At 64.8% G+C, this 19800-nt stretch carries 19 protein-coding genes and 3 pseudogenes; 10 read left to right on the forward strand and 12 right to left on the reverse strand.

Annotation, left to right across the window (positions count from 1 at the left end):
- From VN856_RS20395 to VN856_RS20410, 4 genes and pseudogenes are all read right to left on the reverse strand, one after another.
- Positions 1–110, reverse strand: a pseudogene (locus VN856_RS20395) (carbohydrate kinase); the annotation flags it as partial.
- Positions 107–1504, reverse strand: a complete 1398-nt coding sequence (locus VN856_RS20400; RefSeq protein WP_325692344.1) for a mannitol dehydrogenase family protein — start codon at positions 1502–1504, stop codon at positions 107–109. The gene VN856_RS20400 and the pseudogene VN856_RS20395, both read right to left, overlap by 4 nt.
- Before the next feature lie 74 nt (positions 1505–1578).
- Positions 1579–2430 carry an HAD-IA family hydrolase gene (locus VN856_RS20405; RefSeq protein ID WP_325692312.1) on the reverse strand — a complete coding sequence of 284 codons (852 nt, stop codon included), beginning with the start codon at positions 2428–2430 and terminating at the stop codon, positions 1579–1581.
- Entirely contained in the window at positions 2427–3950 is a 1524-nt protein-coding gene (locus VN856_RS20410) for a mannitol dehydrogenase family protein (protein ID WP_325692314.1), read from the reverse strand. Before VN856_RS20410 ends, VN856_RS20405 begins: the two co-directional genes overlap by 4 nt.
- Positions 3951–4086: 136 nt before the next feature.
- On the opposite strand from VN856_RS20410, the gene VN856_RS20415 reads away from it, so the two are divergent.
- The gene (locus VN856_RS20415) at positions 4087–6351 is read left to right on the forward strand and encodes an ATP-dependent DNA ligase (protein ID WP_325692316.1); all 2265 of its coding nucleotides are present in this window, start codon (positions 4087–4089) and stop codon (positions 6349–6351) included.
- On the opposite strand, the gene rnhA is transcribed toward VN856_RS20415, so the two are convergent.
- On the reverse strand, positions 6291–6803 hold the full coding sequence (gene rnhA, locus VN856_RS20420; RefSeq protein WP_325692318.1) for a ribonuclease HI: 513 nt from the start codon (positions 6801–6803) through the stop codon (positions 6291–6293). The genes VN856_RS20415 and rnhA overlap by 61 nt on opposite strands.
- 47 nt (positions 6804–6850) lie before the next feature.
- A complete protein-coding gene (locus VN856_RS20425) occupies positions 6851–7513 on the reverse strand; it encodes a VOC family protein (RefSeq protein ID WP_325692320.1) in 663 nt (220 codons plus the stop codon).
- 31 nt (positions 7514–7544) lie between these two features.
- On the opposite strand from VN856_RS20425, the gene VN856_RS20430 reads away from it, so the two are divergent.
- The 4 genes from VN856_RS20430 (at position 7545) to VN856_RS20445 (ending at position 12056) form a co-directional block, all read left to right on the forward strand.
- Positions 7545–9485, forward strand: a complete 1941-nt coding sequence (locus VN856_RS20430) for a fumarylacetoacetate hydrolase family protein (RefSeq protein WP_325692322.1) — start codon at positions 7545–7547, stop codon at positions 9483–9485.
- 125 nt (positions 9486–9610) lie between these two features.
- Positions 9611–9979, forward strand: coding sequence for a hypothetical protein (locus VN856_RS20435; RefSeq protein ID WP_325692324.1), 369 nt, complete (start codon positions 9611–9613; stop codon positions 9977–9979).
- Positions 9976–11391, forward strand: coding sequence for a DUF455 family protein (locus tag VN856_RS20440; RefSeq protein ID WP_325692326.1), 1416 nt, complete (start codon positions 9976–9978; stop codon positions 11389–11391). The genes VN856_RS20435 and VN856_RS20440 overlap by 4 nt, the downstream gene beginning before the upstream one ends.
- Positions 11388–12056, forward strand: a complete 669-nt coding sequence (locus VN856_RS20445; protein ID WP_325692328.1) for a phytanoyl-CoA dioxygenase family protein — start codon at positions 11388–11390, stop codon at positions 12054–12056. Before VN856_RS20440 ends, VN856_RS20445 begins: the two co-directional genes overlap by 4 nt.
- Here VN856_RS20445 and VN856_RS20450 read toward each other — a convergent pair.
- Together VN856_RS20450 and VN856_RS20455 are read right to left on the reverse strand one after the other, a co-directional pair.
- Positions 12050–12307: a DUF7218 family protein gene (locus VN856_RS20450; RefSeq protein WP_325692330.1), complete on the reverse strand. Its 258-nt coding sequence runs from the start codon at positions 12305–12307 to the stop codon at positions 12050–12052. The two genes, VN856_RS20445 and VN856_RS20450, sit on opposite strands and share 7 nt — an antisense overlap.
- Before the next feature lie 81 nt (positions 12308–12388).
- A complete protein-coding gene (locus tag VN856_RS20455; RefSeq protein ID WP_325692332.1) occupies positions 12389–13315 on the reverse strand; it encodes an SAM-dependent methyltransferase in 927 nt (308 codons plus the stop codon).
- Between the two features lie 80 nt (positions 13316–13395).
- Here VN856_RS20455 and VN856_RS20460 point away from each other — a divergent pair, with 80 nt between their 5' ends.
- On the forward strand, positions 13396–14193 hold the full coding sequence (locus VN856_RS20460) for an enoyl-CoA hydratase/isomerase family protein (RefSeq protein WP_325692346.1): 798 nt from the start codon (positions 13396–13398) through the stop codon (positions 14191–14193).
- 3 nt (positions 14194–14196) lie between these two features.
- Here VN856_RS20460 and VN856_RS20465 read toward each other — a convergent pair whose 3' ends face one another.
- The 3 genes from VN856_RS20465 to VN856_RS20475 form a co-directional block, all read right to left on the reverse strand.
- Entirely contained in the window at positions 14197–15063 is an 867-nt protein-coding gene (locus tag VN856_RS20465; protein ID WP_325692334.1) for an LLM class flavin-dependent oxidoreductase, read from the reverse strand.
- An 88-nt stretch (positions 15064–15151) separates the two neighbouring features.
- Positions 15152–16312, reverse strand: coding sequence for a DUF4873 domain-containing protein (locus tag VN856_RS20470; protein WP_325692336.1), 1161 nt, complete (start codon positions 16310–16312; stop codon positions 15152–15154).
- On the reverse strand, positions 16309–17211 hold the full coding sequence (locus VN856_RS20475) for a diiron oxygenase (protein WP_325692338.1): 903 nt from the start codon (positions 17209–17211) through the stop codon (positions 16309–16311). The genes VN856_RS20470 and VN856_RS20475 overlap by 4 nt, the downstream gene beginning before the upstream one ends.
- A gap of 150 nt (positions 17212–17361) precedes the next feature.
- Between VN856_RS20475 and VN856_RS20480 the strand changes: the two genes are divergently transcribed.
- The 4 genes and pseudogenes from VN856_RS20480 to VN856_RS20495 all read left to right on the forward strand — a co-directional run bounded on the left by VN856_RS20480 (position 17362) and on the right by VN856_RS20495 (position 19394).
- On the forward strand, positions 17362–17751 hold the full coding sequence (locus VN856_RS20480) for a phage holin family protein (protein WP_325692340.1): 390 nt from the start codon (positions 17362–17364) through the stop codon (positions 17749–17751).
- A gap of 16 nt (positions 17752–17767) precedes the next feature.
- Positions 17768–18010, forward strand: a pseudogene (locus tag VN856_RS20485) (DNA-formamidopyrimidine glycosylase family protein); the annotation flags it as partial.
- A gap of 135 nt (positions 18011–18145) precedes the next feature.
- On the forward strand, positions 18146–18631 hold the full coding sequence (locus VN856_RS20490; RefSeq protein ID WP_414687008.1) for a zinc finger domain-containing protein: 486 nt from the start codon (positions 18146–18148) through the stop codon (positions 18629–18631).
- A 13-nt stretch (positions 18632–18644) separates the two neighbouring features.
- The gene (locus VN856_RS20495; RefSeq protein ID WP_325692342.1) at positions 18645–19394 is read left to right on the forward strand and encodes an SDR family oxidoreductase; all 750 of its coding nucleotides are present in this window, start codon (positions 18645–18647) and stop codon (positions 19392–19394) included.
- 81 nt (positions 19395–19475) lie between these two features.
- Here the strand turns inward: VN856_RS20495 and VN856_RS20500 are convergent.
- Positions 19476–19800: pseudogene (locus tag VN856_RS20500) on the reverse strand (glucose-6-phosphate isomerase); the annotation flags it as partial.

Here is a 19800-nt window from a genome sequence, read left to right on the forward strand (position 1 = left end):
AGCCCGACCGCAACGTTGAGTGGGCTGCCGCCGACGTGCTCGCCGGTGACCTGTCGGGCGTCCGGCACGATGTCGATCAGCGATTCACCGATCACCAGCCCGCGACTCATTGCACCAATTCCTCGAGTGTCGCGCGAGCTCCCTTGCGGTGCAACGAATCCAGCGTCCAGCGGTACGCCTCTACGAACCGATGCTGGTGGGACAGGTCTGCGAACACCGCGGTGATTTCGATGAAGGCGCATGCGTTCTCGTGCTGCGACCGGGCGATCGGGACCAGCGAATCCGCCAGCTGATCGAGCACTTCGTACGGATCGCCCCACTCGTCGACGCCCTCGGCGTAGCGGGCCCAGCTGGCCACCGCCGCGGACGCCATCTGAACCGGACCGTCGTTGGCCAAGTTGTCGCAGATGACGGGGAACAGCCATTTCGGGATGCGGTCAGACGAGTAGGCGCATAGCCGCGCAACGGTATCGCGCACCGCCGGGTTGGCGAACCGCTCGACCAGCGTGCGGCCGTAGGCGTGCAGGTCGATCCCCGGCACCGGCGGAAGTGTGGGGATGGCCTCGGTGTCGAAGTAGGTAAGCAGGTACTTGGCGAACAACGGATCCTGCGCCGCTTCGTGGACGAACTCGAAGCCGCAGAGATGGGCGAAGTAGCACAGGCACTGGTGTCCCGCGTTGAGCATCCGCAGTTTCATCAACTCGTACGGGCGGACGTCGTCGACCAGCAGCACGCCCGCCTTTTCCAGTGGCGGCCGGCCATCGGCGAAGTCGTCTTCGAGAACCCAGGCGGTGAACGGCTCGGCCACCACCGGCCACCGGTCGTTCACACCGAAGTCACGCCGCACTTCCGCGGCCATCTCCAAAGTCGTTGCCGGGGTTATGCGGTCGACCATCGAACTCGGAAACCGGACGTGTTCGGTCACCCACTTCGCCAGCCGGGGATCGCGGCGTTCGGCGTTGGCGAGCACGGTCCGCCCTGCAACTTCACCGTTGTTCTCGATGTTGTCGCAGGACACGATCGTCGGTGCGGGGATACCTCGGTCGCGACGCCTGGCGAGCGCCTCGCTGATCAACGAGAACGCGGGGCCGTCGGGATCGCGATATCCGCCTTCGGTGATGGTCAGCGAAATGATCCGAGTGGACGGCGCAGCAAGCACCTCCAGTGCTGATTCTGGATCATCGGGCGCGTACCGGTAGTCGATGATCGACCCGATCACTTGTGCATCCCGGCTGCCGTCGGGGTTTTCCAGGATCAGTGTGTAGAGCCCGTCCTGATCGTTCAGTACGTCGCGCATGGTCCAGTCGGCGGGCATCACCCCCACACCGCAAATGCCCCACTTGTGCGCCACGCCGTGCTGCAGCAGCAGGTTGATGTAAGCGGCCTGGTGCGCCCGATGGAAGTGGCCGGCTCCGATGTGCGCGATCCCGACGCTGACGCCGCCGCGGTCGTATTTCGGTGCATCGATGGGCAAGCTTTTCAGCGTTGAGTTATTGAGATCCATTGCGTCAGGCACGCTTTAACAACTCCTTCCGGGTCGAGGCCCGTATCGTCATTGCGTCAATGACGATGCCTATGTCAGCGGGAACCTCCACCTGTCACGGTCGACAACATCAGGGCGTCGGCCAGGGCGCGCCACGAATCGGTGATCGCAACCGCACCGGCGTCGATCAATTCCGCAGTGCGCTGGCGTCTTTCGTCAGCCGGCACAAACATGACGTTTCCGATGGCGAGGTAGCCGGCCGCAACCGCCGATTTGACACCGGGTACCGAGTCCTCCACGGCCAGGCCCTGATGAGCTTCGACCCCCAGCACCCGGCCGGCATGCATATAGACCGCCGGGTCGGGCTTGCTCGTCGGCACCGGCAGCGAATCTTCAGCGCTGAAGCGCAGTTCCGCCGGGATGAGCGGATCGAGGCCGGCCGCGGTGAACGAGGCCTTCAGCCGCGCGAGGGCACTGGAGCTGACCGCTGCCATTGCGTACCGAGCTGCCAGAGCCTGCAACGGCTGGAGCACCTCCGGATCCGGCTTCAGCGTGACGGCCAGATGAGCGGTGACCTGCTCGCGCTCTTCGCGCACCCACTGCTCGAGCTCATCGGCGGTCAACGCGCGACCGCCGGCCACCTCGCTGTCCGAGGCCGCCACAGCATCGGGACGCGCATCCGCGAGCGCCTTCTCGAACGGGACTTTGCTGAGCACGGCCAAATCTGTAGCGGTGCTGCGAAAGTTCTTGCCGACAGCTTTCTTACGCAGCTCATCGCCGCTCAGCGGCGACGAGACGCCGAATCTGGCCAGGAAGCGGGTGGTCACCTCGGCCGAGGCGTCGAATGCCGGTGCCTCGGAGGGAAACAGGTTGTCATCGGCGTCCAACAGTAACGTGGTGATGAGCGCAGGATCGAATGGACGCACAAACTCGAGGGGCTGATTCATGACACCATCAGCTCCCGTTCGTTGTCGCCCAACGCCTGGCGCAACGTAGCGATCACACCGTTTTCGTCGATGGCAGTGATCATCTCGCGCAGGCGGTCGACAAATCCAGGGATCACCCGAAGTTCGGCGAAGATCTCGTGGCGCAACAGCGCGTCAGGATTGTTGCCATCCATCGTCGCCAACTTGGTCAACAGCTCTTTCTCCGGGTCGTCGACCTCGATCTCGCAACCCTCGAGGTCGGTGCCCCGCAGATAGCGGATCCACCCGGCCAGGGCAAGCATCAGCAGCGTGTGCGGACGATCCTGCTCGATCGCCTCAGTCAGCGACGGCAACAGGAACGACGCGATCTTCTCCGATCCCCGGCGGGCCAGACGCGACAGCTGGTCGCTCATCTGGGGATTGCTCAGCCGCACGAGCAACGACGCGCGGTACTCGGGGGTGTTCATCCCGGGCACCGCCGGCAGCAGTGGCTGGACCTCGTCGCGCATCAACTGCTCGACATAGTCGTAGATGACCTCGTTGCCCATCGCTTCGTCGGTGCGACGGTAACCGGTCAGCGTGGCCAAGCAGGACATCGCGATGTGAGTTCCGTTGAGCAGGCGGGTTTTCACCAACTTGTGGTCGTCAACGTTGGCAACGAACTGGGCGCCGACCTCGTCCAGCGGCGGGCGGCCGTCGCTGAAACTGTCCTCGATGACCCACTGGCTGTACGGCTCGGTGAGCACCGGCCACTTGTCGGCGATCCCGAAGGTCTCCCTGACGAATTCGACTTCCGACTCCGATGTCTGAGGGGTGATCCGGTCGACCATGGTCGAGGGGAACGCGACATAGGTGTCGATCCAGCGGGCGAGCGCCGGATCCTTCAACGCGGCAAACGAGACCAGCGCGGTACGCGCCGCCGCGGTGTTGTCCGGAATGTTGTCGCAGCAGAGCACGGTGAATGGCGGAGTTCCCGCCCGGCGACGCAACTTCAGCGCGTCGGTCAGGTACCCCCAGGCGGTGACGTAGCTGCCCGACGACTGGGTGAGATCGGCCCGGACGTCGGGGTGGCTCGCGTCGAACTCCCGGGTGACCGGGTCCAGGAAGTAGCCGTTGCCGGTGATGGTCAGGCTGACCACCCGGGTGTGGGGGTCTGCCAGCGCGGCACGAACCGCTGCGCCGTCGTTGGGTGCGTAATGGACCGAGCCGATCGAGCCGACCACCCGGGCCGTCTCGCCCTCGTGGCCGCGCTCCACGACGGTGTACAGCCCGTCCTGGGCCGACAACACATCCTTGACGTCGGAGGAGCGCAGGCTGACGCCCGTGACCCCCCACTGGTTGGAAATGCCCGAGCAGGCGAGATCGTCGAAGTAGACGGCTTGATGTGCACGGTGAAAGTTGCCCGCACCGATGTGTACAACACCGCGTTGCAGGGTAGACCGATCGTAAGTTGGTACCTCGATTCGCTGGGAATGCAGTTGAAGGGTGTCATTACTGAGCGGAACTCCGGCGCTTGGCCGCCAAGGAATTACTTTTCGCATCCACGCGGCGTGCCCGCAGGTCAGGCTGGCTTAAACGCTTTAGTGGGTTACGTCACGGTGATCCGAGTCACGAAAGGCGCCGCCGTTCACCATAAGAGGTGGTGAGACGTGCTTGCCGGCAGCGTAGGTTGACACCATGGCGCCGCGGGTGAAGTTGACCAACGCCGACAAGGTGTTGTACCCCGCCGCAGGAACCACCAAAGCCGACATCTTCGATTATTACGTCCGTGTTTCCGAAGTGATGGTGCCGCACATCGCCGGACGGGCGGCCACCCGTAAGCGATGGCCCAACGGAGTGGAGCAGTCCTCGTTTTTCGAAAAGCAGCTTGCCGCTTCGGCGCCGGAGTGGCTGCCGCGCGCCAGCATCACGCACCGATCCGGCACGACGACCTACCCGATCATCGACAGCGTCGACGGTTTGGCTTGGATCGCCCAGCAGGCCGCTCTGGAAGTACATGTGCCGCAATGGCGTTTCGCTGCCGAGTGGACGCGTAAGGGTGAGCAACTCAAGCCGGGGCCGGCCACCCGCCTGGTGTTCGACCTCGATCCCGGTGAGGGCGTGACGATGGTGCAACTCGCCGAGGTGGCCCGCGCCGTCCGTGATCTGATCGCCGACATCGGGCTGACCACGTTCCCACTGACCAGCGGTAGCAAGGGGATGCACCTCTACAGTCCGCTGGACAAACCTGTGAGCAGCCGCGGCGCCGTAATTCTGGCCAAACGCGTTGCGCAGCAACTGGAAACGTCGATGCCCAAGCTGGTCACCGCCACGATGACCAAAAGCTTGCGGGCGGGCAAGGTGTTCGTGGACTGGAGCCAGAACAGCGGCTCGAAGACCACCATCGCGCCGTATTCCCTGCGGGGACGCGAGTATCCAACCGTCGCGGCGCCACGAAGCTGGGAGGAGCTCGACGACAAGAAGCTGCGCCAGCTTCGCTACGACGAAGTGCTCAAGCGGGTCGAGCGCGACGGAGATCTGCTGGGGCCGTTGGACGCCGACGTGCGGACCCCCGATCGGCTGACCAAATACCGCAGCATGCGCGACGCGGCGAAGACACCGGAGCCGGTACCGAGCACCAAACCGGCTGCCGGTCACGGTAATACCTTCGTGATCCAGGAGCATCACGCTCGCCGACTGCATTACGACTTCCGGCTCGAACGCGACGGCGTGCTGGTGTCGTGGGCCGTGCCGAAGAACCTGCCCGACACTACCGCGGTCAATCACCTGGCGGTCCACACCGAAGACCATCCACTGGAGTACGGCGGCTTCGAGGGCACGATCCCGAAGGGCGAGTACGGCGGCGGCAAGGTGATCATCTGGGACTCCGGCACCTACGACACCGAGAAGTTCCGCGATGACGGTGAGAAGGGTGAGGTCATCGTCACGCTGCATGGCCAACGAATCTCAGGGCGCTACGCGCTGATTCAGACCAACGGCAACCAGTGGCTGGCGCACCGGATGAAAGACCAGCACGTCTTCGACTTCGACGGGCTGGCCCCGATGCTGGCCACGCATGGTTCGGTGGCGGACCTGAAAGCCTCGCAGTGGGCGTTCGAAGCCAAGTGGGACGGCTATCGGCTGTTGGTCGAGGCGGACCACGGTGAAGTCCGGCTGCGATCGCGCAGTGGACGTGACATCACCAACGAATTCCCCCAATTAGACTCTCTCGCCGAGAAACTCACTGACCACCATGTCGTTCTGGACGGAGAGGTCGTCGCGCTCGACGCATCTGGAGTGCCCAGATTCTCCGAGATGCAGAACAGGGCGCGCGCGACCCGAATCGAGTTTCGGGCATTCGACCTGCTGTATCTGGACGGGCGGTCGCTGTTGCGGGCCATATACCGCGACCGGCGAAAGTTGCTGGAAACACTTGCTTCCGGTGGCGGCCTCAACGTTCCGGACTTGCTGCCAGGAGATGGAGCCGAGGCGCTGGACTATTCGCGAAAGCAACAGTGGGAAGGCGTTATCGCCAAGAAGCGCGACTCGAGCTATCAGCCCGGCCGTCGCTCCGCGTCCTGGGTCAAGGACAAGTACTGGAATACCCAGGAAATCGTCATCGGCGGCTGGCGCGCCGGCGAGGGTGGGCGCAGCAGCGGGATCGGCTCGCTGTTGATGGGTGTTCCCGCGGCCGATGGGCTGCGATTCGTCGGGCGGGTCGGCACCGGCTTCACCGAACGCGACCTGGCGAACTTGAAGAAGACGTTGGCGCCGCTGCACACCGACGAATCCCCATTCGATGCACGGCTTTCCACTCAAGACGCCAAGGGCGTTACGTTCGTGAAGCCGACGTTGGTCGGCGAAGTCCGCTTCAGCGAATGGACATCTGACGACCGGCTGCGTCAACCTAGCTGGCGTGGGCTACGGCCCGACAAAGAGCCCAGCGAGGTAGTCAGGGAATAGGCGTCGATCGCTTCCAGCAAGCCCCGGGTCGCCAGCTCGTCGGCCAACTCGTTATCGGCGACCCCCGAGTGCCCTTTCACCCAGAACCACTCGACCTGATGCCGCGCGCACGCCGCTTGCAGACGCTGCCAGAGATCGACGTTCTTGACCGGCTGCTTGGCGGCGGTCTTCCAACCATTGCGCTCCCAGCCGAGCACCCATTTGGTGATGCCGTTTCGGACGTACGTGCTGTCGGTGTAGAGGTGCACCCTTACGGATCGGGTGAGTGCCTCCAGCGCCATGATCGGCGCGGTCAACTCCATCCGGTTGTTGCTTGTCTCGCCGGAGTCGCCCCCGCACATCTCGCGGACGTGCTGACGCTGGCGCAGCACCGCTCCCCAGCCGCCCGGGCCGGGGTTCGGTCGGCACCCGCCGTCGGTGTGGATGATCACGACGTCTTCGCTAGCGACCATCCGGAGAGAATATGCAGAGCATCAATGAGTCGCCTTCACAACACGCGTCAGAGATCGCGAATGTGCTCGGAGATCATCGCGGATGGGACCGAGATCCCGAGCTCCTGATGCCGGAGCGTCGTGATCCGGCGCCCGGGTTGCACCGCATCCTTGACCGGTGCCGTGCGATCACCGAAGTACGCGGCGGTCGCGTCGATGTCCGCGACGACGTAGGTGATCCCCCACAGCGTGGATGGACCCTCGCTCACAGTCTCGGGCGAACCGACGACTTCGATGATCACCTCCCCGGCCCGAAAAAAGATCTGGCGCATTGACCGTCCGCCGAGTTGGCCGTCCCGCTCGCGGCGCGATTCGATACCGATAGCGGCCAGGGATTCGACCGTTCGGCGCAGGTCAGGAGAGAGCAGCACCACGTGGTCGATCGCGAGGACGCCGTTCGCATGCCTGGCCGGCACCACAGCGACCCCGTCTGACCTCGTGGTCGGGATGCCATCGACGTCCTGGAGCGGGCCGTCCGACGGCAGGCCGCGTAACGACCACCCGACGATGCCGGTGCCGCGGCCACGCCCAGCCAACCGGATTTGAACGCCGCCGACCCGGCAGGCGGCATCGGAGTCCACGCTGAACCCAGCTTGTACCCAGGCATCCGCCGGGTCGGCGACCTCGAATTCGTCGATCGTGACATTATTCGCGCGTTCGTTAACCCTCATGTCGCCTCCGAATATTGCACACTGAATCACGATGCGATGGCTAACCTTTCGAGACGACAGCGGCCAGCGGACCGGAGTGCTCTCCGATGAGGGCGCGACGATCCACGCCCTGCCGCTGGGGGTGACTCTCCTCGACGTGATCGGAAACGGCGCGGCGGGATTGCAGGAGGCAGGGGAGCAGGCGCTCCAGTCGGCAACCACCGTGCCGCTGGACCAGGTGACGCTGATGGCGCCGATTCCGCGACCGCCGTCGATTCGTGATTCGCTGTGCTTCCTCGACCACATGCGCAATTGTCAGGCCGCGATGGGCGGCGGCCGGGTGCTCAAGGACACCTGGTACCGGATCCCAGCCTTCTATTTCGCCTGCCCGTCAACCGTTCTCGGCCCCTACGACGACGCCCCGATGGCACCCGGAAGTGTTTGGCAGGACTTCGAATTGGAGATCGCCGCGGTGATCGGTACCGCGGGCAAAGATCTATCGGTCGCCGACGCCGAACGGTCGATCGTCGGGTACATGATCTTCAATGACTGGTCCGCACGTGACTTGCAGCAATTGGAAGGCCAATTGGCGATCGGCCAGGCCAAGGGCAAGGACAGCGGCGTCACACTGGGCCCCTATCTGGTGACGCCTGACGAACTGGAGCCCTACCGTCGCGACGGCGTGTTGAGCCTTTACGCGACCGCGCTGGTCAACAACGACGTGGTCGGTTCGGGATCGACCGCGCAGATGGATTGGAGCTTCGCCGAGATCATCGCCTATGCCTCGCGCGGCGTAATGCTCAATCCAGGCGATGTTTTCGGCTCCGGAACGGTGCCGACTTGCACGCTGGTCGAACACCTCGACCCAACGGCGCCGGAGTCTTTTCGCGGCTGGCTGCACGACGGCGATGTCGTCACGTTGCGCGTGGAAGGCCTTGGCGAGACGCGCCAGACCGTCCGGAAAACCCCTGCGCCGCAACCACTGCCGGCGCGGACCAATCCCGATGCCGCGCCCGCGGCCACGCGAGTGAATCCGGCACCGGCGAAGATTCCCTACACCCGTGGATTGCATGAGGTCGGCAAGCGAGTGTGGGCCTGGATGTTGCCGGACGGCGGCTTCGGCTGGAGCAACGCGGGCCTGGTCGCCGGCAATGGCGCGTCACTGCTGGTGGACACGCTGTTCGACCTGCCGTTGACCCGAGAGATGCTGGCGGCGATGGCGCCCATCACCGATCGGGCACCGATCACCGATGCGCTGATCACGCATTCAAACGGCGATCACACGCACGGCAACCAGTTGCTGGATGGTTCGGTGCGGGTGATCGCCGCCACGGGTACTGCCGAGGAGATCGAGCACGGGATGGCGCCCGAGATGCTGGTGATGGCGCAGACCGCGGACCTGGGGCCGGTCGCTACCGCATACTTGCGAGAACGGTTCGGGCCGTTTGATTTTGGTGGCATCACTCTGCGCAATGCCGACCAGACCTTCGATGACCGGCTGACGGTCGAGGTGGGCGGCCGGGTGGTGGAGCTGCTGAACCTGGGGCCGGCGCATACGGCTGCGGATTCGGTGGTGCACGTGCCCGACGCTGGGGTGCTGTTCGCGGGGGATCTGCTGTTCATCGGTTGCACCCCGATCGTCTGGGCGGGTCCGATCGCCAACTGGGTCGCGGCCTGCGACGCGATGATTGCCCTGGATGCGCCGACGGTGGTGCCTGGCCACGGCCCGATCACCGACGCAGACGGAATCCGCGCGGTGCGAGGGTATCTCGTCCACATCGCCGAGCAAGCCGAAGCCGCGTACCGCAAAGGCTTGTCGTTTGTGGAGGCGGCCGACGCCATCGATCTCGGCGAGTACGCGAGCTGGCTGGACGCCGAGCGCGTGGTCATCAACGTCTACACGCGCTATCGCGAACTCGATTCGGACACACCGCAATTACCCGCGATGGGGTTGCTGGCCATGCAGGCCGAGTGGCTGGCCAAACACGGGTAGACGGTTGGCCGTCGTGACCACAATTGACAAATTGTCAATATCGCTGCCGGGCGGGGTAGGACATGTTAAAGGTGTAATCACCACTGCAAACCGAGAGGAGCTGTCATGGCCGGAGGTGATGAGGCGTGAGCAGAGATGCGTTGGCAAGCGTTTACGCCGACATTCTGGAGAACGAATACTTTCGCCACACCGTCGCCCAGCACCCCGAAGTGCTGAACGATTTCGACCTGACCGCTGCCGAGAAAAAGGCCCTCAAAGGGGAGGCCGGGCACAAGGCCAAGGAGATTGTGATCGGTGACGGTCCGGTGATGAAGGCGCTCCACCATGGCCCGACTCTTTCGCCCGGCGTGGCATTGCGCCTCGGAGCCGCGCTCAATAGAGCCGCGGGTCTGCCGGTCGGTGCCCTCAATGGCCCTGGCTTCCTGTCGAACGCCGCATGTTGCCCCTGGGGTCACGCGGTCATCGGGGACTTTGGCATCGATACCAACGAGTGACTGTCCCTGACCGAACGGAACGCGACCACCGCCCCGGCGGGCGGTGGTCGTCTCCGCATCTCATCGACGACCTGCTGCACCTGACGGTGATCGAACGGGCCGCCGCGCACGTGACCGCGGGTTGGGTGCCCAAAATTGCAGAACTCGACGACAAGCTGGCTCTGGCGGCCGGTCTCGAAGGTCACTGGCTACGCGCGATCGCGCTGCGCCAGCACGCACTCACTCTGGCCGAGCGCGACACCGATGCGCTGACAGCCGATTCCGGCTGGATCGCGCCGCTTCACGCGCTCGACCACGAAGGCGACGGCCCGCTCGTCATCGCCGCTATCAATGAGGTTCGGCAGTTCCTGCTGTCGAGCTACCGTGAGCTCGCCGAGCGCCTCGATCCGATGCTCGATGCTCGGCTCGCCGCGACCGTGCACAGCGCTATCGATGCCCTCGCGGGCTCGATGACAACTATCGGCACACCGATGCCGCCCGCCAGCCGTGACACTTCGCTTCCCGCACGCTTGGAGATCGCGCGGTCGGCAGCGGGCACAGACCGAACACCGATCGACGATCTCATCTGGGCACCGGTCGACCGCGTGCCAGTTCCAGCTCGTCCGGGGGCCCGTCAGCGCCCCCCTACCGGTGCGCGGGCCCACTTTCGCAAAGGGTCGCGCCTCACCCTGGAGGATCTCGCCGGCGAACTGAACGACAACGTGATGGCCGAGCTGAGCGCCCTCGAGCTGCTATGCCGCTGTTCTTATGAGCATCCGGATCAGTCGTGGTCGACGCATCTCGCGATTGCGCGCCACGCGGTCGACGAAGCACGCCATGCGGCTATCTTCCGCCGGCTTCTCGCCGAGAACGGCATCGATGAGCGCGAACTCACGCAACACGGCGCCAATTACGAATACGGCTACGAATATCCCGAATGCGAGCCGGGCAGCAGTCGCGAACTGGTGTGGCGATTGCTGATCCTCAGTACGGTGCTCGAGGCGCTCGCGATCGACAAGCTCCCGGTCGAGATTGCAGGCCGCGATTGGGTCGGACAAGCCGAATTCGCCCGTGCCCTGGACTGCATCGCTGCCGACGAGCTGTTCCACGCAGAAAACGGGTTGCGGCTAACCCGGCGGCTCTGCGACCAGCTGGGTCTGAACCCGATCCTCGAACGCGAGCGGGTCCACGGACGGTTCTTCGGCCGCCAGCGCGACGTCCGAACCGCCTACCTCGAGGCCGATCCTGCGCGAGCGGCTGCCGAAATCGCGATCCTCGAAGCGCCCGATCCTGATGGGGTTCCGTATGTTTCACGCACCGAGGTGGAGCTGCGCCTACGATGCGGGTTCACCCTCGACGACTGTGACCAGGTCGAACACTGGGGTTACAACCCGGCCCGCCACGAGTTGCTCGACGCAGCCCGAGAACCGTGACCGTCGCCGGCGCGGCGCCACCCGCTATCGGCAGCCTTCTCCGCGAAGTTGGGTGGGTTGTCGTCGAGAGCTTTATGACGTCATCGGAGTGCGACGCGCTCGGCTCGGCGCTAATGACCCGCGGCTGGCCCCGAGTATCCCCGGAATTGGCGAAGTGGATTCGAGATCCGCGCTGGGGTGCGTTGACGCTGCCCTACCTCGGGCCCGACGTCCGGTTCATCCGCGAACAGCTTTTGACCAAGGCTCCTCGCTCCCAAGAGGAGGTGCCCTGGCACCAGGACAGCGGGTATGCCCGCGTCGCAGGCGAGTTCCTGACCTGCTTCCTGGCGCTCGATGACGTCAGCGTCGACAACGGATGTCTGTGGATTGTTTCGGCCAGTCATCTCGACGGCCTCGTGCCGCACGTGCCGGACGGTTATCTGCGCACGCTTGCGGTGCCACCTGACCATCCCGGCCAACCCGTTCCGCTAGCGCGTGGCAGCGTAGTCGTGTTCTCTTCGCTTGCGCTTCACCGCAGCGGCGCCAACCACACCGGCGGTACGCGGCCAGCCTGGATGGTGCAGTTTGCCGGTGGTGACGTACGCGATGTGGTCACCGGCGACCCGGCTCCGGGTTGTCCTCTTGTGGCGCAAGGTGGTCAATGGCGGCTGGCCGTCGATCAGTGATTGCGCAGCTTGGCGACCAGCTTGTCTTTGGTGAGCCGTGAGTAGCCGGTTACGCCAAGTTCTTTGGCCCGCTTTTTCAGGTCAGCGACCGACCAGTCGTCATAGGAGCCGGCCTTTCCGCCCTTGCGGCCGACCGATTTCTTGCCGCGTGCCGCTGCGGCATTGGAGATTCGCGCGGCTTTTTCCTTCGAGTTGCCTTCCTTGCGCAAGTCTTCGTACATCTTCTCGTTCTTGATCGACGAGTTTGGCACCGTGCACCTCCATCAAACGGCGTTCTAATGCCGTCAGGATTCCCACGTCGCCCACGCTGAAACGGCGTCGCCGTTGCAACGTCAATTCGCTGTGCGCCGAGTTGCTCGCACAAATGCGATCGACGCAGGCGCGCTTCCCTGCGACTCGTCATCCAACGGCGCCAGCCCCGCCGAGGTGAACAGGTCGTCGAGCCCCGACCGGACGGCATCCCAGCCGTGCTGTTCGAGGTGAGCCGCGACGTCGGTGTGCTCGCCTGGGTAGGTGAGGTCGGGTATGTGCAGGTCCAAGCCGTGTTGCTGCCATCGCTCGGTCATGATCCGGGCTTGCTGTTGTTGTTTGTCGGTCTGGCCGCGCACCGATCCGTAATCCCCGGCGAATCTGCTGCCCGCGGCGCTGAGCGCAATGATGCTGTCGAGCAACCGCACCTCGGCCTCTTGCGGCAGGAATCCGATCAGCACCCCCTCGGCCAGCCACGCCGTCGGTTGGCCCGCGTCGAAGCCCGCATCCCGCAGCGCCGCCGGCCAATCCTCGCGAAGGTCGATGCCGACCGGGTGATGCTCGGCTCCGGCCGCCGCGCCGAGTCCAGACAGCGTGGTGGTCTTGAAACCGATCACCTCGGGTTGATCGATTTCGTAGATCGTGGTTCCTGCCGGCCAGGAAAGCCGATATGCGCGCGCATCGAGTCCGGAAGCCACGATCACCACCTGGCGGACTCCTGCGGCAGTGGCCTCGGCAAAGTAGTCGTCATAGAAGCGGGCCCGGGCGGCGAACGTCTCTACCATCCGGGGGAACCCGGCGCCGCCGTCGACGTCGACGAATTCGAGTTCGCCCGAAGCGACTTTGGTGAAGAAGTTCAACCCGACCGCGCGGACAAGCGGTTCGGCGAACGGGTCGTTGATCACCGGGTTGGGCCGTCGGCTGGCTGCAGCGCGGGCTGCCGCGACCATGGTGGCGGTGGCGCCGACGCTGCTCGCCAAATCCCAGGTGTCGCGGTCAGTTCTTGCCATACGCACTCCTCCGACTCAGCGTTTTCCGCAACGCTAGGTGCCGACGCTGAGGGTTCCCTTACGGTTGCCATATGAGTGCCGTGGAGTTCGAAACTCTCGAAGACAACATCGCCGGCGTCACGTTGAATCGGCCCGATCGGCTCAATGCCATTGACGGGTCGTTGATCAACGAGATGGACGATGCGTTGGATGCGCTGAGCAGCGGCGAATTCCGCGCCGCGATCCTGACCGGCGCGGGACGCGGCTTTTGCGCCGGCGCGGACCTGAGTGGCACCGGGGAGGCCTGGACGAAGAACGCGCCGCACACTCCGGCGTTCAAGATCAACTACGACGCCCAGGTTCGGCTGGCCAACCTCTACACGCGGCTCTACGAGTTACCGATACCGGTGATCGCCGCGGTCAACGGCGTCGCGGTCGGTGGTGGGCTGGCATTCGCGCTGCATGCCGACATCCGGATCGCCTCGGAGCAAGCCCGATTCGGTTCGGCGTTCATCAAGGCGGGCTTCTCGTCGATGGACATGGGCACCAGCTATCTGCTGCCGAAGATCGTCGGCGCCGGGGTGGCGCGGGAGTTGATGTTGACTGGACGCATCATCGGCGCCGACGAGGCCTACCGGATCAAGCTCGTGCATGAGGTGGTGCCACCTGACGAGTTGATGACCGCAGCGCTCAAGATGGCCCGCTCGATCGTCGAGAACAATGCCTTCGGCGTATGGCAGACCAAGATCGGGCTCAACGCCGCGCTGGATGCGCCAAGCCTGCGGCACGCGATCGAGATCGAGAACCGCACCCAGATTCTGACGGGGTTCACCAACAACCCGCTGGAAGCCGCCAAGGCGCATCAGGAGAAGCGCGCGCCGGTGTGGGATTCGCTGTAGCCGTTAAGCTTTAGCGATCACCTTCTCGGCGAACCTCTCCAGGTTGCGGATCTTGGTGTCCAGCGGCTCGGTGTCGGTTCCCATGATGTAAGGAACCCGGAACCCGACGATGGCGTCGGTGACGCCTTTGTCTTCCAGACGCTTGACGCCGTCGAGGGTGAAGCCGTCCGCCGAGATCACGTGGATCTCGAACGGTCCCGTCTTGCCTTCCTCCTCGCGAAGTTGCTTGAGCCGCCCGATGAGGCGGTCGAGTTCTTCGGGATCGCCGCCACCGTGCATCCAGCCGTCGGCACGGGCCGCTCGGCGCAGCGCCGCGTCGGCGTGGCCGCCGATCAGGATCGGAATCGGTTGTGTTGGAGCAGGAGTCATCTTCGTCTTGGGTATGTCGTAAAACTCGCCGTGGAATTCGAAGTAATCGCCGGTGGTCAGACCTCGGATGATCTCGATGCACTCGTCAATCCGCTTGCCGCGCTTGGCGAATGGGACACCCATCAGCTCGTAGTCCTCGGGCCATGGACTGGTGCCGACTCCGAGCCCGACCCGGTTGCCGATCAGTGCCGCCAGCGAACCGGCCTGCTTGGCCACCAGCGCCGGCGGGCGGATCGGTAGCTTGAGGACGAAGAAGTTGAACCGCAGCGTCGACGTGACCGCACCCAGGGCGGCGGTCAGCACGAATGTCTCGATGAACGCCTTACCGTCCAGGAACTCGCGGTTGCCGTCAGGCGTGTAGGGATATTTCGAGTCCGACTCGAACGGGTAGGCGATGCTGTCCGCAATCGTCATGCTGGCATAGCCAGCGGCTTCCGCGGCTTTCGCCAGCGGAATGTAGAACGTCGGGTCCGTCATTGCCTCCGCGTAGCTGAACCGCACGCCGTCTCCTGTCGTCGGGTGGCTTTCAATACCGACCAAATACTAGGACTGGGCGGACGGCGGGAGTGTCGAATCGATGTTGCGTCGGCTAGGTGAGCTGAAAGGTCTGCAGCGGAAACGGCGGCGCGCCCACTCCGGCGATCGAGTGCGTACCCTGCGGTGTCTCTTCGGTGATACGCGCCGGCGCGCTGTGTTCACCGACCGTCAGGGTCATGGTTCGGGCGCGCACCAGCTCTGTCGGCAGGCGATCGAAAACTGTTCCCTGCCAGTGGTATTGACCGTCGATGGGTTCGATATGACCGGCCAGCGCAACCCGCACCTGTGCGCAGGTATGGCCGGTGGTCAGGGTTGCCGGACCTTCGTATGTCTCTTCGTCTGCACCGCCGAACGATGAGATGTCGAACGCCGAGACGTCCAGGTCGCGCGACAGTTGGCGCAGGTGGACCCGCTCGTTGAACACGCTTTGCGCGCTGCGCCGCACTTCGATACGGCTGTGCCGTCCCATGAGTTGCAGACATTCGACGACGTAGCGCATCGATGCCCCCAAGTCGGGCCCGCTGACCATGAAATAGTTCGGAAACCCGTGCAGCGCAACGCCGAGGTAGGGCTCGGCGCCGTCCACCCAAGCCTGGTGGATGCTCACGCCGCGGGCTCCGACCAGGGTGTCGTGCGGGAGTCCAGCCCGCACGGCGAAGCCGGTGCCGTAGACGATGGCGTCGGCATCGTGGTGCACGCCGTCGGAGGTGCGGATGCCGACGGCGGTCACCTCCTCGATCGGCGACGTGATCTCCTGAATGCGTCGGCGACGGGTGAAGCGCGCGGTGCGACGCAACCGCGGGACGCTGCGGCGGGGGGCGAGCGGGAAGACCTTGACCGTGGCTGCCGAACGGGCCAACAGGTCGATCAGTTCGCCGGCGCTGGAATCGGGCCCGACGACCGCTATGCGCCGCCCGGCCGGGTCGAAATCGGTTTCGTGCATCGAAGCGTGGATGGCGGTGCCGCGAAATTCCCTGCGGCCGAACAGGTCCGGGATCCACGGAACGAACGGCGACTCGCAGGTGATCACGATGCGGCCGCAACAGAATTCGCCGTTGTCGGCGGTCAGCGTCCAGGTATCGGTGGCGTCGTCGAACACCGCGCGGGTCACCTCGCGATCGAAGATCACGAAGTCGTTGATGCCGGCTGCCAGCAGCTCGGTGGCAGCGTTGCCGTCGCCGACGAGGACGACGCCGTGAACGCGTTCGGTCACAGGAAGTTGGTGCGCGTCCAGCCGCGACGCGCCAGCGGGCCCATCAACCCGACCTCGGACAAGAACGCGGCGAGCGGCGCGAACCCAGCCACTTGGACTTCGTGGCGATGCGCACTGTTGCGCGCGATCCTGCGGGCCTCCCGCGCGTTCAGGCCCGCCCGCGCGTATTGCACTTGGTTGGTGAACAGGTAGCGGAAGAACCAGCCACCCAGTCCGTTGACGTTGCCGACGAACCATCGCTCCGGCCGGCGCATGTGGGGCGATCGCTTGCGAAGGCCGTCCCGCGCGAACTGGATATGACGGGCCTCTTCGGTGACGTGAATCCGCATGAGCCGCTGGATGATCGGCTGGAGTTCCGGGTCATCCATCATCTGCCGCTGCAGCGAGTCGAAGATCTCCTCGCCGATCAGCGCGGCGACCCAGAGCACCGAGCCGCGAAAGAAGAACGGCAGTGTGTTGATGATCATCCGGTGGTAGAGCCGGGGGCGCACCGGCCGCGCGCCGACCCGCTCGATGGCCTTGCCGAACATCACCATGTGGCGGGTCTCGTCGCCCAATTCGGTCAGCGCATAATGGGTGGACCGGCTGGTGGGGTCGGTGTGCATGATCTTGCGCAGCAGTGCCTGATTCAAGATGTTCTCGAACCAGATGCCGGCCGACAGCGTGTTGACCAGCTCCTGCCGGGACAGCTCGATGCGCTGGGCGCGGGTCATCTGGTCCCAGATCGGGGTGCCATACAGCGACACCGTCCTGGGCGGCAGATAGAACTTGTCCGGATCCAGCGGAGCGTCCCAGTCGATGTCGACGACCGGCGCGTAGGACTTCTTGACCGATCCCTTGAGCAGGCGTTCGGAGAAATCCTCACGACCGCGCTCGGCCGGTTGCACCGCAGCTGTCATCGATGACATCCCCTTCGTCGGCGTCCTGTCCAGACGGTAGGGAGCGTACGCGAAGATGTCAATACCATCGGTACCGGATACTTCCGGTTCTAGCTGCTGACCTAGCTGTAATCAGGCATTTCGCCGGCGTCCGGTAGTAGGTTCACCCGCATGGGAGCATTCGTCATACGCGCCGCGGTAACCGGATTCGCGCTGTGGGTGGTCGCTCACCTCGTCCATGGGCTCAGCTTCGTCGGCGGCGACACCCGCCTGCAGCGGGCCGGCATCATCTTCGTGGTGGCGGTGATCTTCGGTCTGGTCAACGCCTTCATCAAACCCGTCGTGCAAATCCTGTCGATCCCGCTCTACATCCTCACACTGGGCCTGTTCCACATCGTCGTCAACGCGCTGATGCTGTGGATCACCGCGTGGATCACCGAGCACACCACCCACTGGGGCTTGGCCATCGACCACTTCTGGTGGACCGCGATCTGGGCAGCGGTCGTGTTGTCGATCGTCGGCTGGGTGCTGTCACTGGTGGTCCGCACCGCGCGGCGCTGACCGGCACACTGGATACATGCCCGAACTGCCGGAAGTCGAAGCACTGGCCGACCACCTGCGTCGCCATGCCGTCGGCAAGACCATCGGGCGTATCGACGTCGCCGCGCTGTCGGTGCTCAAGACCTTCGACCCGCCGATCAACGCGCTGCACGGAGTGACCGTCACCGGCGCCGACCGCTGGGGCAAATACCTGGGCATGCGCGCCGGCGAGCTGATTCTGATCACCCACCTGTCGAGGGCCGGCTGGCTGCGCTGGTCGGACAAACTGTCCGCGGCGCCACTGAAGCCGGGCAAAGGCCCGATCGCGTTGCGCGTCCACCTCGGCAGGCCCGGCGAGGGGCCGGGTTTCGACCTCACCGAGGCAGGCACCCAGAAGCGGCTGGCGGTGTGGCTCGTGGACGACCCGCAGAAGGTCCCCGGTATCGCCACGCTCGGTCCCGATGCGCTGCAGCTGTCCGCCGACGACCTGGCCGGGCTGCTGGCCGGAAACACCGGGCGGATCAAGTCCGTCATCACCGACCAGAAAGTCATCGCCGGCATCGGCAACGCTTACAGCGACGAGATCCTTCACGTCGCCAAGCTGTCGCCGTTCGCCACCGCCGGGAAACTCAACGAGGGACAACTCGCCGCGCTGCACTTCGCGATGGTCTCGGTGTTGTCCGATGCCGTTGCGAGATCGGTGGGCCAGCAAGCCGCAACTCTCAAGGGTGAGAAGCGATCCGGCATGCGGGTGCACGCGCGCACCGGCTTGCCGTGCCCGGTATGCGGCGACACGATTCGCGAAGTGTCGTTCGCCGACAAGTCGTTTCAGTATTGCCCGACCTGCCAGACCGGCGGCAAGGTGCTGGCAGACCGGCGGATGTCGCGGCTGCTGAAGTAGCTATGCTGCGCGGATGACTCGGCAGAAGATTCTCATCACCGGTGCGAGTTCCGGCCTGGGCGCCGGGATGGCCCGCGCGTTCGCCGCCAAGGGTCGGGATCTCGCGCTGTGCGCCCGTCGCACCGACCGGCTCGACGAGCTCAAAGCCGAACTCGGGCAACGGTACCCGGATGTCAAAGTCGCCGTCGCCGCGCTGGACGTCAACGACCACGAACAAGTGCCGAAGGTGTTCGCGGAACTGTCCGACGCACTCGGCGGCGTCGACCGGGTGATCGTCAACGCCGGTATCGGCAAGGGCGCGCGACTGGGATCGGGCAAGCTGTGGGCCAATAAGGCCACCATCGAAACCAATCTCGTTGCGGCCCTCGTTCAAATCGAAACAGCGCTGGAGATTTTCAAGGACCGGGGGTCCGGGCATCTGGTGCTGATCTCGTCGGTGCTCGGCGCCAAGGGTGTGCCCGGTGTGAAGGCGTCCTACGCGGCCAGCAAAGCCGGCCTGAGTTCACTGGGCGAATCGCTGCGCGCCGAATACGCCAAGGGTCCGATCAGGGTGTCGGTGATGGAACCGGGCTACATCGAGTCGGAGATGACGGCCAAATCCCAGAGCACCATGTTCATGGTGGACACCGAAACTGGCGTCAAGTCACTGGTCGCTGCCATTGAGCGCGAGCCGGGTCGGGCCGCCGTGCCGTGGTGGCCGTGGGGCCCGATGGTGCAACTACTGCGCGTGCTGCCGCTGTCGCTGGCCAAGCGGTTCTCTTAAGTCCTTGCGCCGAAAGTGAAGGTGGCGACGGCGCCGCGGCGTGTCGCGTCGTCAGATTCACGTTCGGCGCCGGTTAGCCGCCTAGTCTGCGCGGCCTCGCTCCGCGCGGTACCGGCGGACCAGGGCGTCGGTGGAACTGTCGGATTGCTGTGCCGGAGAAGCGTCTTCGGTGATGACCGGCAGCAGCGCCTTGGCCTGCGTCTTGCCCAGCTCGACGCCCCACTGGTCGAACGAGTCGATGCCCCAGATCACACCCTCGGTGAATACCTGATGCTCGTAGAGCGCGATCAATTGGCCGACTACCGACGGGGTGAGCCGGGTGGCCAGGATGGACGTGGTTGGCCGGTTGCCCGGCATCACCTTGTGCGGCACCACGTCGGCGGCCGTGCCCTCGGCGGCGATCTCG

This window comes from Mycobacterium sp. (genome assembly GCF_035603715.1).
Taxonomy (GTDB): domain Bacteria; phylum Actinomycetota; class Actinomycetes; order Mycobacteriales; family Mycobacteriaceae; genus Mycobacterium.